Source organism: uncultured Campylobacter sp., assembly GCF_938045345.1.
Lineage (GTDB): Bacteria > Campylobacterota > Campylobacteria > Campylobacterales > Campylobacteraceae > Campylobacter_B.
Map to the genome: position 1 here is coordinate 1 of NZ_CALIMS010000015.1, position 14,177 is coordinate 14,177.

Below are 14,177 nucleotides of genomic sequence, written 5' to 3' on the forward strand. Positions count from 1 at the left end.
AAATTTGACGCGTGAAACGCTAAATTTAAACGGCTAAAACCATAAATTTAAGCCGCACGACGCGCTTGCTTCGTTTCCATACGGATAATGTTTGCTTGCAATAACGCTTCCTCCTTATCGGACGAGTTTGCGAGCCGCTCTAGCGCCTCTTTGGCTAGTTTTTTTGATTCGCTTAAATCATTTTTTGCGCTCAAATCATCTAGGAGCTTTGCGTTTGCTTTCGCCGCACTTAGGCACAAAAAGTCAAAACATACGCAAAATACGAGTAAAATCTCTGCGCAGGCGAGATAAATACTAAAAATTTTCGTCGAAAACAGTGCGATATAAAGCGATAACATACACGCGGGCGCGAACATGGCGAGGCTAAATTTAGGGTCTTGCAAGCAAAGGCGCGCGGTAAATTTGATAAAAGCATAAAATTTCGCCAAAACGCCCAAAGCAAAGTATCCTACCGCCGACAAAAATAGCACGCAAGCGCAGAAAAATATGATCGCAAAAGTCGTTTCGCTCAAATTTTCTCCTTTTTGTTTTTAAATTTTAGGTTTTTCGCCATTTAATTTGGCTTAATCAAATTTAGCTTTGCCCTGTTAGCTCTCGCCCAAATTTAACCCCAGCTTAAGCATAAGCTTGTATACTTTGGCTTTAAATTTAAGGTGGCAAATGAGATCTCAGAGCGAATTTTTTGGCGTTTTCATCACGCTTCTTGGCGGCGTATTATGGGGATTTAGCAGTGTTTGCGGGCAGTATCTGTTCACGCAAAAAGGCGTCAGCGCCGACTGGCTCGTGCCCTACCGCCTAGGCCTCGCCGGGCTTGCGATGGTAGCGTACTATTTAACGCGTTCGCCGCGCGAAGCCCTCGCACCGCTAAAAGATCGCGCGCTTTTGCCGCAGCTGCTTATCTACGCCTTTTTTGGGCTTATGATGACGCAGTATTCGTACTTTTGCGGTGTCGAGCTCTCAAACGCCGCCGTCGCGACCGTGATCCAGTACTCCGCGCCCGCGCTCATCCTCGCCGTCGTTTGCTTTTTACAGCGGCGCGCGCCTAAAAAGGTCGAGCTCATCGCGCTCATTTTCGCGGTGCTGGGCGTCGTGCTGCTCGCCACTCACGGCGATCTTGGCTCGCTGGTTATCAGCGCGGAGGCGCTGGTTTGGTGCCTCATTAGCGCGCTTGGCGTCGTGATTTATAGTCTCATCCCCACGAAGCTAAATCAAAAATACCCCGTCGCGCTAAATTTAGGCTGGGGCATGGTCATCGGCGGCGGCGTGCTCGCGCTTTACACGCGGGTTTGGCAGCTAGGCGGCATGAGCGACGCGCAGGGCTTTGCGGCGCTTGGCGCGGTGGTGATCCTGGGCACGATATGCGCGTTTAGCTTTTACATGACGGGGCTAAAGATAATAGGCGCAAGCAGGGCGAGCATGATAGCGTGCATCGAGCCGGTGAGCGCCGCGGCGTTTGCCTATTTTTGGCTGGGGACGGAGTTCGTGTTTCTTGATTTTGCGGGCTTTACACTCATAATCTCGTGCATATTTTTGCTGGCTAAAGATAGGAAAAAGGCGTAAATTTGGAGGAGAGATGATCTATTTGGCGCAAACTGATACGACGGCGGGATTTTTGAGCAAGGATTTTCGCGAGATAAACGCGCTCAAACGCCGAGCGGCGGACAAACCCTGCCTCATAACGACGGCGAAATTTAGCGAGCTAAAAAATCTCGCTCGCGTGCCCGCTAAATTTAAAAATTTAGTGCGTCGCGCGAGAAAGACGACGTTTTTATATCCGAACGCCAAGGCTGTGCGCGTCGTGAAAGAGTGCGCTCACGAGGAGTTTTTGAGGCAATTTGACTGGCTTTACTCCAGCAGCGCAAATTTAAACGGACAAAACTTCGACGAAGCCTGGGCGAAAGGGGCGGCAGATCAGGTCGTGGATCAAAATTTCAGCCAAAACGCAAGCTCGAAAATATATAAAATTTCAAAAACGCGCTTAAAGCGGCTGAGGTAGCGCTGCACTCAAAATTTAAACACGCGAAGAGCGCTCAAAAAAGAGGCGAGAGCGAATCGGCTTTGCAAATTTAAAACCGGATACCTCATTTCAGCTACTTTGTCCTCTGTACGATTTAAAGCGGCCTTCTAAATTTAAAATGGCTCTGTAAATTTAGCCGAGCCGTGAAATCCCGCCGCAGATAGACCGCGCAAAGACCGCCAGGAATTTTGAAAAATCCAAAAAAGATCACAGCAGACTCGCAGAAAAATTATATAAAAAGCTGCAAAATTCTACCGCAGATTGCCGCCGATTTCTATCAGAGCCGCTACATGTCAATATTTTAATAAAAACTATGCCGCCTGCTTTCAATTAAAATTTCGCCGCTTCCACCGATAGTTTTAATTAAAATTTCATCGCCGCGTGAGTAAATTTAGATTAAAATTCTATCATCGCCGATTGTATATCAAAAATCCCGCCGCTGCCGATACCATCGCCTTTCATCGCCGCTATCGCCGCCGCAGCTATTGCGCTCTATCTTCACTGCTTCCGCCGCAGCAAGCGCCGCAAAGCGTCCGCGTCGCTCACGCCCTTTAGCTGCCAAAGCTGCGCGTAAAGCGCAAGCGGTCTCCATTGCCGCACCAAGACGACGACCGATCCTCGATAAAATTTCCGCCGCCCGCCGCGTAGCGCATTAAAACAAACAGCATATCAAAGCAAACGCTGCAAATTTTAAAATTTAAACCGCCTCTCGCCGCGCGGCACCGATAAATTCCAACCGATAAATTCCAACCGATAAATTCCGCCAGCTAGTCCTTCATTCCCGTATAAATCATAAATTTTCATGAATTTAACACCGCCATTCTTGCTTTATATTAAAATTTCGCTAAAATTACCGCATTAAATTTGAGGCGCAAACGGAGCTTAAGTTTAAACCGCTTGCGGGCAAATTAAATCCATTTAAGGAGCTTTTATGAGCGGTGTTGCGTTAATCATCTGCTTCGCCATAGCGGTCGTCGTGATGATTTTTTTGATCTCCAAAGCAGGCGTCCACCCATTTTTGGCGCTAATGCTTATCTCCCTGGCGCTCGCGATCGTCGCGGGCATACCGCTAGCCAAGATCCCCGCGATTATCGGCGACGGATTCAGCGGCACGTTTAAGAGTATCGGTATCGTCATAATCTTCGGCGCGCTCATCGGCACCGTGCTCGAAAAGACGGGCGCGGCGCTCAAACTCGCCGATATGGTCGTAAACGTAGTCGGACAAAAGCGCCCCGAGCTTGCGATGCTCATAATGGGCTGGATCGTAGGTATCCCCGTATTTTGCGACAGCGGCTTCGTCGTACTAAATCCGATCCGAGAAGCGATCAGCAAAAAAATCGGCGAAAATCCGGTCGCTCTTGCAGTAGCGCTCTCCGGCGGACTTTACGCCTCGCACGTATTCATCCCGCCGACTCCCGGACCGATCGCCGCAGCAGGCGCCGTGGGTCTAGGCGGCAATCTGCTACTCGTAATCGCAATGGGCGCGGTAGTGTCCTTGCCGGTGCTGATCGCTACATACTTTTTTTCAAAAAAAGTCGCTAAAAATGTCCATATAAGCGAGGCCGAAGCGAATGAGGTCATCGCAAAAAGCTACGACGATCTGCTTAAACAATACGGCAAATTGCCGAGCGGATTTTTGAGCTTAGCCCCTATTTTGATACCGATCCTATTTATGGCGCTGGGCTCCGTCGCCAAGATCTTAAAAGTAGGCGGATTTGCGGGCGAAATTTCGCAATTTTTAGGAAATCCTATCATCGCGCTAGCCTTGGGCGTAGTTTTTACGGTATTTTTACTCGTGCAAAGCGGCAAATTAGGCGAATTTAGCGAGATCACCAACGAATCCTTAAAAATCGTAGGCCCGATCCTCTTCATCACCGCAGCGGGCGGAGTGCTAGGCAAGGTAATCACCGACGCCGGCTTCGTAACCTACATCAAGGACAATGCGACCGCGATTAAAGCCGCGGGGATTTTCTTCCCGTTCTTAATCTCGGCAGTCCTAAAAACTGCGCAAGGAAGCTCCACCGTTGCGATCATCACCACCGCTTCGATCATGGGCGCATTTAACGCGGACGGCTCGCTGATGCAGGTGCTGGGCTTCACCTCCGAAATGTCCGGCGCGCTTGTGGTAATGGCGATCGCAGCGGGCGCTATGACGGTTTCGCACGCTAATGACAGCTACTTCTGGGTCGTTACAAATTTCAGCAAGATGAATCCGCAGCAAGGCTACCGCACACAAACCATGCTAACCCTAATTATGGGTATTACGGGCATGATCAGCGTGTGGGTTTTGTCGCTGTTTTTGATCTAGGCTAGCTTATTCTAGCCGCTACCGTGCTAAATCAGTGCGGAGCGCTACGGGCATCTACCAGCGGCTAGCTACATAAAATTCTTTAAATTTACGTAGCTAGCCCGCGTCGCACAAATGCCTTAGTATTAAAATTTCGCTTAACATAGTTTTAAATTTACATACAAAGCCTCAAGGAGCGAAATTTTAAAATTCTATCGCTACAGAATTTTAAAATTTAGCCGGAATTCTGTGGTTTACAGAATTCTAAAATTCCACGACATGAAATTTTAGAATTTGCCCCATAAATTTGGCAACGAGATTTTAAAATTCTACTCTTGCTTCAGTCTTGTCATCGTAAATTTAGCCTACGCGCTGTAAAATTCCAAAATTTTAAGATACCAGCTAAAGGAAAAATATGAAAGTTCTAGTCGCGATCGACTCGTTTAAGGGCTCGCTTAGTTCGCTTGAGGCGGGCAACGCCGTAAAATCAGGCATCGAGAAGCTAGGCTGCGAGGTGCTCGTCAAACCTATCGCAGATGGCGGCGAAGGAAGCGTTGAAGCCCTTGCCGACGCGCTAAAAGCTAGGTTTATGGACGTCATCGTAGCAAATCCGTTAGGCGAAAAAACGCCCGCGCGCTACGCCTTAAAAGGCGAGCTAGGCATCTTAGAAATGGCGTCCGCATCGGGTCTGCCGCTCATCGAAAAATCGCGCCGTAACCCGCTAAAAACGAGCACTTATGGCTTTGGCGAGATGATAGCGCATGCGATCGCGCACGGTGCGCGAAAGTTTATCATCGGCATCGGTGGAAGTGCTACGAATGATGCGGGCATGGGGATGCTGCGCGCGCTTGGTTTTAAATTTAAAGATGCAAATGGCGCAGAGCTTGCGGGAGCGGGCGAGGATCTGATTAAACTCGCCACGATAGATTGCACTTCGGTGCTACCACATCTTAAAGAATGCGAGTTTCTCATCGCCTGCGACGTGGATAATCCGCTTTTTGGCGAAAACGGCGCAGCATATATTTACGCCCCGCAAAAGGGCGCGGATGCGGCGATGGTAAAGCAACTCGATGCAGGACTTATAAATTTTGCAAGCGTCGTAAGCAAGCACCTCGGACGCGAGCTTTGGAATAGCCCCGGAGCAGGAGCTGCCGGCGGGCTAGGCTTTGGCTTCGTAAGCTTTCTAAACGCGACGCTTAAGCCAGGCATCGACATCATCACCGAAGAGATCGGACTGGATCGCGATATGAAAGGCGCCGAGCTCGTCATCACCGGCGAAGGAAGGCTCGATTTTCAAAGCTCAATGGGCAAAACCCCTTGCGGTGTCGCGAAGATCGCCGCTTCCTACGGCGTGCCCGTAATCGCGCTGGCAGGCGGTATCTCGCCCTGTGCCGGCGGCTGTAATGAGCGAGGCATAGGCGCATTTTTTTGCATCCTAAACGAACCTATGAGCCTTGAGCGCGCAATGGAAAAAGAGACCGCGACACAAAATTTAGCCCGCGTCGCCGAGCAAGCGGTGAGATTGTTTCTGCTCGGACGCGGCGTTAAATAGGGCTTTTGGGCTGAAATTTTAAGGCGCGCCCGCTAAAGCTTACAACGAGCGCGGTATGTATGCGTGGCAGGTGCGGTTGTGAAATAAGGCGGCGACGGCTCGCGGCAGACAAGCACGACAAAGTGCGGCAGGAGGCGAGCACGGCGAAGAAGCGAAATTTTATGCAGGATAGATTTGCGTGCTTTAAAGGCACGGCGCGATCTTGACGCAGATGCGGTAACGCGCAGCTTACAAGGCATAAAAAATATACGCGAAGAAGCAGGCGAGAGCCACAACGATGGACGTTGGTAAAGCGGCGGCTCGCAGCAAGGGATGGCAGGTCATGACATGCATGCGCGGCAAGCAGATACTGCGCGCAGCTTACGACGGGCGGCAGAATTTCATCCGCCGCAGACCGCGGTAAGTGGATAAATTTTGCATTAAAACGTAGCTTTGCTGAAATTCTAGCGCGTTTGAAAATACGGAGCAATAGGACAGGAGGTAAGACGGCGAGTGGCTCAGCAGTAACGCAGTGGCGCGAAATTTTACGGCGCAAAAATTTATTTTACCGCGCGATACATACGCAAGGCGCGATCTAAAACTCATTTTCCAATCAAGCGGCTCGCGGACCCTCGCAAGACATACCTCAAGGCATGATTAAGACAGACAGAATTTTAAAATTTAACGCCATATTCGCAGCCTATGAGATTTGCAACGTAAATTTAAAAGCAGTGATCCGCTTTATGAAATTCCTTTTCGAATTTCAGTTCATGATATGCCCCTTTTGAGGCGAAAAAAAGTCGCTCGATCGCAAGATCGCGCTTCTGCAAAGATGGCGGCGGCGCGAAATTTCGCTAAAATTTCATCTCTTAATTCGGCGCGCGATTTACAAAATTTTGCCCTCGCCGCGCTCCGAAAGCTGTGGCCTAGGCAGCGCCAGGCTCTTTGCGGTTTTGCTAAAAAGTATCAGATCCTCGGTGCTTTGCACGCTCCACGGCAGCCGCGAGAGCGCGAATTTGAAAATTTCAAAGCAGGAAACGGCATCGCTAAATGCGCGGTGGTGGACGTTTTGCACGCCCAAAAGCTCTTTTAGCGAGCCGAGCCCGTATCTTTGCGCCTCGATCGTGCGGCGCGCGAGCTCGACGGTGCAGAGCCTGCGATTTAAAAGCATTCCAAAGCCGCATTTTTGCAGGCTCGCATCGATGAAGCCGTAGTCAAATTTGACGTTGTGCGCCACAAAAACGCTATCGCCTAAAAACAGCCTAAACCGCTCCAGCACGCTAGCTAGCGGCGGCGCACCCACAAGATCGTCCGCGCAGATCCCCGTAAGCTCCGTGATATTTTCGGGCACGACGGGCGCGTAAACGAAGCTCTCGAAGCGGTCAAGCTCCTGCGTGCCGCGCGTTTTTATCGCGCCGATTTCGATGATCTGACCGTTTGAGAGCCCGCCGTTCGTCTCGATATCTACGAAGCAAAAAATTTCATCCAAAATGTCCGTCTCGCGGGTTTTGAGCGTGATTTTGCCGTTGTCGAGCTTTATTATCTCTATGCCCAGCGTGCGCCACATCGAAAGGTCTTTAGGCTCGAAAAGCTCGGTAATTTCGGCAATATCGCTTGCTTTTGAGATGAAATCGTAATAATTTATGCTCTTTTGAGCCAGTAAATTTATGAGATTTTCGATTCTATGCGTCAAAATTTTACCCCTGTGCCGCGCCTAAATTTTAAGCGCACGGATCGCCTCCGCGTAGTCGTTTGAAGAAAATATGTAGTTGCCCGCTACCACGACGTCGGCGCCCGCTTCGTCGATACCAGCAATATTCAGCCCGTTTACGCCGCCATCGACCTCGATGAGGCATTTTGCGCCTTTACGATCGATCAGCTCGCGCAGCTGCTTAATTTTCTCAAGCGCCGAGGGGATAAATTTCTGCCCGCCAAAGCCCGGATTGACGCTCATCAAAAGCACCATATCCACTTCGCCCAAGATAAACTCCAGCGCGCTAAGCGGAGTGTGCGGATTTAGCACGACTGCAGGCGAGACGCCGCTATGGCGGATGTGATCTATGAGGCGCAGCGGATGGGTCTCCTCCTCGATGTGGAAGCTAAGAAATTTCGGCTTTAGCGGCAAAAAAAGATCGACGAAAAACGGCACGTTTTTAACCATCAGATGGATGTCTAAAGGCTTGCTGCTCGCCTTTGCCGCGGCGCTTGCTACGAGCGGTCCGATCGTGAGATTGGGTACGAAATGCCCATCCATCACATCTACGTGAATGAGATCGGCGCCCGCCTCGCAGACTGCGCGAATCTCCTCCGCAAGCCTTCCGAAATCCGCCGATAAAATGCTGGGTGCTACATACATTAAGATTCCTTATAAAATTTCAAGATGCGAAATTTTACTTAGTTTTGTCATAAATTTCGCTAAATTTAAGCCGCAGCGGATTTTAAGCATAATTTGAAATTTTTTCGATATAATCGTCATTTATTTTAATCATCAAGGATTTATTATGGCAAGAAGATGCGCAATCACCGGCAAAGGTGCGATGGTAGGAAACAACGTCAGCCACGCAAATAACAGGACCAAAAAGAAATTCCAGGTCAATCTACGCACCATCCGCGTTCAGCTAGAAGACGGCTCAACCAGACGAATCAAAGTAGCCGCCTCAACTCTACGAACTATGAAAAAACAATCAAAATAACCTCTTAAAGAGGAATTTATGTCTGTTTTGGACAAGATCAAGCGATTCCTCGACTGGTCCGGCTCGACTAAGCCGGACATCAACCTCTACACAGAAATTTACGACCAGCTACGACCTTTTCGCTTACCACTGATAACCATCGTGCTGATGATGCTAATCGGCACATTAGGCTACGTCTTTATAGCGGGCTTTTCGCTCGTGGATGCCTTTTATCAGGCGGGTATGACCTTCACGACGGTAGGCTTTACCGAAGTAGCGCCGATATCGCCCGCAGGTAGAATTTTTACCGTCTTATTCATCCTCATGGGCTTTGGAACCTTTTCGTTTTGCCTGGGCGTCGTCGTCGAGGTCATAAAAAACGGCAAACTTCAAAATTTACTTAGGGAGCAACGAATGATCAACAACATCGCAAGGCTCAAAAACCACTACATTATCTGTTACAACAACATCTACTGCGCCGAGCTTGCCAAGCAGTTTCGCGAAAATCATCTACCTTTTGTCGTGATCGATCCCGATCCCGCTCTAGCTAAAATCGCCGAGGAAAACCGCTATCCATATTTCATCGTAGGCGAACCGCATGTAGAAACCACAATGCTAAAAGCGCATCTGTCATCTGCAAAATCCGTCATCACGCTAAGTCCAAATTTAGCCGATAATATCGCAATAATCTCGCTCGTGCGCCTATACGAAAAGGAGCTTGGTCGCATCACCCCCTACTTCATCATGGCAAATAGCGATGATGACAGCGACACCGAGAGGCTAAAAAAACTCGGCGCAAATTCTATCGTCTCACCATCCAAACTCGCCGCACAAAGGCTCTCTGCGATCAGCGTGCGCCCCGATATGGAAAACATTTTGGAGCGGTTTTTGTATAAAAAAGACTCGCTTATCGATATCGAGGAGATTACGGTGCCCGATTTTTCGTGGATCCGCTTCAAGCGTCTAAAAGAAACTCGCCTGCGCGATTTTACAAACGCCGACGTCGTGGGAATCAAAGAGCCCAACAGCCGCTTCATTCCGATGCCGGACGGCGACTACCTCATCGGTACTGGGGTGAAATTTTTAGTCATCGGCACGGCAGAGGGTATCCGCAACACCAAAAAGCTCATCCGCAGCAAATACAAGCCACAGGAGATGAGATATGTTTAAAATCGCTAAGCTCGAGGGCGGCTTGCAGAATGTCGAGGGCTTTTATTTTGACGGCGTAAATTCGGGCTTTAAAAAAGAGGGAAACGATCTGGGATTTATCCGCGCGGACGAACCCTTTGCCGTAAGCGCGATCTTTACGAGCAATAAATTTCAAGCCGCGCCGATTAGGCATTTCAAAAGGGCGCAAGAGCGCGCGAGCGGAGAGCTTAAAACAAATTTTATCCTCGTAAATTCTAAAAACGCAAACTCGATGACCGGGGAGCAAGGTATCGCCGATATCGATGAAATTTTTAGCGAGCTTGGCAAAAAGACCGCTCTGATAAACCCCGTTATGAGCTCCACCGGCGTCATCGGGTACCGCCTCAAAAAGGAAAAAATTATCGCCACCGCGCAAAATTTTGACCTCTCGGCACGAAACTCGAACGCCCTAGCCACCGCCATTATGACGACAGATACGATAAAAAAAGAGCTTGCGTATGAAATTTCTTTAGAAAACGGCGAGAAATTTCACATCGCAGCCGTTTGCAAGGGCGCGGGCATGATCAATCCCGCGCTTGCGACCATGCTCTGCTTCGCCCTGACCGACGCAAAAATCCCGCGCGCGGATATGGACGAGCTGCTAAAAAAGGCGGCGGAGCAGAGCTTCAACACCGTAAGCGTCGACGGCGACACCTCCACCAACGATACGATTATGCTCTGCAGCAGCGCCAAATGCACCTATGAAAAGGATGCCTTCGCCTCCGCGCTAAACGCCATGACGCGCGAGCTTGCGCTAATGCTGGTAAAAGACGGCGAAGGCGCAACCAAGCTGGTGCGATTTAGAGTAAGCGGCGCCGCAAATGCTGGGGATGCCCGCACGGCGGCAAAGGCGCTAAGCAATTCGCCGCTTGTTAAAACGGCGATCTTCGGCGAAGATCCGAATTGGGGTCGCATAGCCTCGACCATAGGCGCCTGCGGCATCGAATGCGACGAAGAAAAGCTGCGTATCAAATACGACGATGTGCTGCTCTATGACGCGCAAAATCGCGAGCTGGTCGCCGCACGCGAGGCTGCGGCTCACGCCGTAATGCAGCAAAAAAGCTTTACGATCTGGTGCGATTTGGGGCTCGGAGACGGCGAGTTTAGTGCATACGGCTGCGATCTTAGCTACGACTACGTAAAAATCAACGCCGATTATAGATCATAAAGATTCACAGCTTACTCTTTCATAATAAAAATCTCGTCTCGAAAATAGCGAATAGCGGCAGGGCTTTAAAGCTCTGCCCTAAAATTTTATCATTTAAATTTGCCTGTTTTAAATTTTTAAATACTAAAATTTTACCTCTTAAAATTTGGAATCTCATGCGTGAAATTCAGTCTAAATTTGATAGCTAAAATTAGGTTTTAAGCGCTTTATTGATATACTTAAATAAATTTTTTAAAGGAGTAAAGTATGTTTCATGAATACAGAGATTTAATCACTGAGTTAAAAGGCAAAAACGCGCGTTTTGATTCGCTATTTGAGAAACACGACGAGCTGGATCACAAGATCGCCGACGCGCAGGCCGGCAGAGTGCATATGAGCGATCTGGAGATCGATGCGATGAAGAAGGAAAAGCTTCGCATAAAAGATGAGCTAGGCACCCTGCTAGCGCAATATAAAGCCGAAAAGGCAGATAAATAAAGCTGCTTGCGGCGAAATTAAGATGCAGCGGAGTGCTAGCAAGGCTAATTTCGCCGCCAAGCTTTAATCCACATTTAGAATTTTTTAATCGTAATAAGTTTAGCCGCTTAAATTTGCCTCGCATGATAGAGATATTAAAACAGCGTGCCAAAACGAGTTAAAAATTTATACCGCACGCTTCACCATATTGACACCGCTAAATAATTTTTACGTATCGCTACATCACTGCATATACCAACAATGCGGTATTAGCGCAATCAAATATAATTCGTTACGGCTCTCTATCGCCCTTTCCGCTTCCAAAAATATCTCTTGCTGAATGCGTTTTGCGCTGCAGAGTAAATTAAAATTTACGCTGCGTCGCCCTGCAGCCTGGCTCTTAAATTTTACTTCGCAGTGAGTATTTTCTAGCAAATTTCAAATCTTGCGTTTTGCTTGTTGCAGGCGCAGTACCTACTTTTAAAATTCCGCATTTCGCAGAAATCTAAAGTGGCGCTAGAATTTTAAATTCCCGTTCGCGCTAACTGCGAAATTTCAAATTCGCAGACTCCGACCAAGCGCTAGTTTATGCTAGAGCCTGCTTTAATCTCTTCAAAGAATTTAGCTAAGCTTGCTTATTTTAACCCGCTTCGTTGAGCTTTAAAAATTTAGATTATTTCTTTGATCGTATCGGATAATGCCTACCGACACAGAATTTCTAAAGTTACCCTATTTACTATATACACAATTAAAAGCGGCGCTAACGCGGAATTAAATAATATAAGCGGATCTGTAAAAGGTGTGAAATTTAATCATAGAATTTTAAGCGCTAAGGATTTGCGATAGAATTTCGCCGTGCAAATCAAATCCCAAAGCTAGCCTGGTCTACTCGAAAACCTTTGCTTCTAAGCCATGTAGCCTTTGCAAGCCGATATCGATATATTCGTTAAGCTTCTCATTATTTTCCAGCAATTTGTCGTAATAACTCTTGGCTCTTTCTCTCGCGGTCGCATCAGGCTCGATATACTTTAGCCCACTTTTGAAAAATCCTTTGGATTCCACAAAATAGATCGAGTGGATCTTCTCGCAGTGCGATAGCCCTGCTTCAGTGTAGTTTAAAATCGATTCGTACGCGATATTGCCTAACAGCTCCTGCAGTCTATTTGCGGGATTTTTGAAAAACTCGGCAAACTCCTTATACGGCGTAAAAACCTGATCCAGGTTTTTCATCGCATCGCCGTAGATACCCTTTTTCAGGCGGAACATCGTCATCTCTTGAGAACTTACAAACTTCTCTATTGCTTTTATCGTATCGTTTTTATTCACTGAATTTTTCCCTTTTAAAATATGAAACGCTCGGATTATATCGTTTGTTTTATAAAAATCCGTTAAAAATCGGTTAAATTTTGCCCTAGCGTTTTAGCTAAGTTTCTTTGAGCGCTTTTTATTAAATTTCCCGCCTCAGCCGCCGCACTTCTCGCACAATCCTCGCACAAGCACACTTTTGACATTTTTTTGTGGCAAAGCTGGCATCGAAATCTCCTCCATTTTATGGCAGCTTTCGCAGATAAAATACGCTTTGGCGCCGTCGGTGAGCTCATAAAAGCTTTTATGATTATTTTCGCTGGTAATTATCAAATTTTTTTCTTCCAAAAGCGCTATATTGCGATATATCGTGGTTTTATTAGCACCTGTTAGTTCTACTAGTTCATCATAGCTTACTGGGCATTTTTTCTCGCTTAGGATCTGCACGATCTGCACTCTAAGCGCTGTAGGAGCGATATCGTGACTCGCTAAAAAATCTTTGGGATCCATTTTACGCCTTTTTTAAAATTTAAGCGATGATAGCGAAATTTAGATAAATTTATATTAAGTTGCAACTAAGTTGCTTTTGATATACTTCCGCAATTTTTTTGGAAAGGAATTTTATGAAAAAGCTTATTTTCACGCTTTTAGCAGCTAGTTGCATAGCATTCGCCAAACCTACGGTCACCACGACCATACTTCCTACGAAGTATTTTGTTGAACAGATCGCAGGCGATACCCTGCAGGTAAATACGATGGTCGGCAAAGGCGCTGATCCGCACACATACGAGCCTAAGCCTTCGGAGATGAAAATGCTAGAAAATAGCGATCTGTATTTTGCGGTCGGTATAGAATTTGATGAAGTCTGGCTACCAAAGCTTGCCGCATCGTATCCAAAGATGAAGATAATCCGCACCGAAGATGGCATCACTAAAATGGCTATGGCAGAGCACCACCATCACGACGAACACGATCATAGCGCACATCACGATGATCATGATCATGACGCGCATCATGAGCATGGCGACAAAGATCACGAGGCACACGAGCACCATCACCATCACGGCGGTTTAGACCCACATATCTGGCTCGATCCGCAGCTTGTAAAAATTCAAGCTAAAAATATTAAAGACGCGTTAACCAAACAGTATCCTAAGGATGCTAAAATTTATGAAGCAAATTTCGATAAATTTGCTAAAAAGCTTGATGAGCTAGACGCTTACGCAAAGCAGAAATTAGCGGGCGTCAAAGGAAAGAAATTTATGGTTTATCATCCGTCTTGGGGCTATTTCGCGCACCGATACGATTTGGAGCAGATCGCAGTCGAAGTGGAGGGCAAAGAGCCTAAGCCTGCGGATTTAGCCGAGCTAATCGAGGAAGCCAAAGAGGAAAAGATCAAGGTGATTTTCGTCGCACCGCAGTTTTCCAAAAAGGCAGCGCAAACCATCGCCGCACAAACAGGCGCAAAGGTGATGGAGATCGATCAGCTGCCGCTAGATTGGTACGAGACGATGAAAAAGACGATCGACGTTTTCGGAGAAAATTTGTAGTTG

15 protein-coding genes are annotated in these 14,177 nt (G+C 47.6%); 10 read left to right on the forward strand and 5 right to left on the reverse strand.

Annotated elements, in window-relative coordinates; translation table 11 throughout:
- Positions 1 to 47: 47 nt before the first annotated feature.
- Positions 48 to 512 (reverse strand): hypothetical protein, encoded by a 465-nt coding sequence (locus tag Q0144_RS03865; RefSeq protein ID WP_298061897.1) that lies wholly within the window; start codon positions 510 to 512, stop codon positions 48 to 50.
- Positions 513 to 660: 148 nt separating this feature from the next.
- Here Q0144_RS03865 and Q0144_RS03870 point away from each other — a divergent pair, with 148 nt between their 5' ends.
- From Q0144_RS03870 to Q0144_RS03890, 5 genes are all read left to right on the forward strand, one after another.
- Positions 661 to 1,560, forward strand: a complete 900-nt coding sequence (locus Q0144_RS03870; RefSeq protein WP_298061899.1) for a DMT family transporter — start codon at positions 661 to 663, stop codon at positions 1,558 to 1,560.
- A 13-nt stretch (positions 1,561 to 1,573) separates the two neighbouring features.
- Positions 1,574 to 1,996 carry a Sua5/YciO/YrdC/YwlC family protein gene (locus tag Q0144_RS03875; protein ID WP_298061901.1) on the forward strand — a complete coding sequence of 141 codons (423 nt, stop codon included), beginning with the start codon at positions 1,574 to 1,576 and terminating at the stop codon, positions 1,994 to 1,996.
- A gap of 952 nt (positions 1,997 to 2,948) precedes the next feature.
- Positions 2,949 to 4,325, forward strand: coding sequence for a GntP family permease (locus Q0144_RS03880; RefSeq protein WP_298061903.1), 1,377 nt, complete (start codon positions 2,949 to 2,951; stop codon positions 4,323 to 4,325).
- Positions 4,326 to 4,719: 394 nt separating this feature from the next.
- Positions 4,720 to 5,856 (forward strand): glycerate kinase, encoded by a 1,137-nt coding sequence (locus tag Q0144_RS03885; RefSeq protein ID WP_298061904.1) that lies wholly within the window; start codon positions 4,720 to 4,722, stop codon positions 5,854 to 5,856.
- Between the two features lie 277 nt (positions 5,857 to 6,133).
- On the forward strand, positions 6,134 to 6,259 hold the full coding sequence (locus tag Q0144_RS03890) for a hypothetical protein (RefSeq protein WP_298061906.1): 126 nt from the start codon (positions 6,134 to 6,136) through the stop codon (positions 6,257 to 6,259).
- Between the two features lie 462 nt (positions 6,260 to 6,721).
- On the opposite strand, the gene Q0144_RS03895 is transcribed toward Q0144_RS03890, so the two are convergent.
- Positions 6,722 to 7,528 carry a 3'-5' exonuclease gene (locus Q0144_RS03895; protein WP_298061908.1) on the reverse strand — a complete coding sequence of 269 codons (807 nt, stop codon included), beginning with the start codon at positions 7,526 to 7,528 and terminating at the stop codon, positions 6,722 to 6,724.
- A 21-nt stretch (positions 7,529 to 7,549) separates the two neighbouring features.
- Positions 7,550 to 8,191, reverse strand: coding sequence for a ribulose-phosphate 3-epimerase (rpe, locus tag Q0144_RS03900; protein ID WP_298061910.1), 642 nt, complete (start codon positions 8,189 to 8,191; stop codon positions 7,550 to 7,552).
- A gap of 145 nt (positions 8,192 to 8,336) precedes the next feature.
- Here rpe and rpmB point away from each other — a divergent pair, with 145 nt between their 5' ends.
- The 4 genes from rpmB (at position 8,337) to Q0144_RS03920 (ending at position 11,340) form a co-directional block, all read left to right on the forward strand.
- Entirely contained in the window at positions 8,337 to 8,528 is a 192-nt protein-coding gene (rpmB, locus tag Q0144_RS03905; protein WP_040304421.1) for a 50S ribosomal protein L28, read from the forward strand.
- Between the two features lie 18 nt (positions 8,529 to 8,546).
- Positions 8,547 to 9,677: a potassium channel protein gene (locus Q0144_RS03910; protein WP_177387602.1), complete on the forward strand. Its 1,131-nt coding sequence runs from the start codon at positions 8,547 to 8,549 to the stop codon at positions 9,675 to 9,677.
- Complete coding sequence (gene argJ, locus Q0144_RS03915; RefSeq protein WP_298061912.1) at positions 9,670 to 10,863, forward strand: bifunctional glutamate N-acetyltransferase/amino-acid acetyltransferase ArgJ; 1,194 nt, start codon at positions 9,670 to 9,672, stop codon at positions 10,861 to 10,863. The genes Q0144_RS03910 and argJ overlap by 8 nt, the downstream gene beginning before the upstream one ends.
- A 246-nt stretch (positions 10,864 to 11,109) precedes the next feature.
- Positions 11,110 to 11,340 (forward strand): YdcH family protein, encoded by a 231-nt coding sequence (locus Q0144_RS03920; protein ID WP_177387402.1) that lies wholly within the window; start codon positions 11,110 to 11,112, stop codon positions 11,338 to 11,340.
- A gap of 864 nt (positions 11,341 to 12,204) precedes the next feature.
- Here Q0144_RS03920 and Q0144_RS03925 read toward each other — a convergent pair.
- Positions 12,205 to 12,645, reverse strand: a complete 441-nt coding sequence (locus tag Q0144_RS03925) for a hypothetical protein (protein ID WP_005873131.1) — start codon at positions 12,643 to 12,645, stop codon at positions 12,205 to 12,207.
- Between the two features lie 135 nt (positions 12,646 to 12,780).
- Entirely contained in the window at positions 12,781 to 13,134 is a 354-nt protein-coding gene (locus tag Q0144_RS03930; RefSeq protein ID WP_297994568.1) for an HTH domain-containing protein, read from the reverse strand.
- A 113-nt stretch (positions 13,135 to 13,247) separates the two neighbouring features.
- On the opposite strand from Q0144_RS03930, the gene Q0144_RS03935 reads away from it, so the two are divergent.
- On the forward strand, positions 13,248 to 14,174 hold the full coding sequence (locus Q0144_RS03935; RefSeq protein WP_298061914.1) for a zinc ABC transporter substrate-binding protein: 927 nt from the start codon (positions 13,248 to 13,250) through the stop codon (positions 14,172 to 14,174).
- The last annotated feature ends 3 nt before the right edge of the window (positions 14,175 to 14,177 follow it).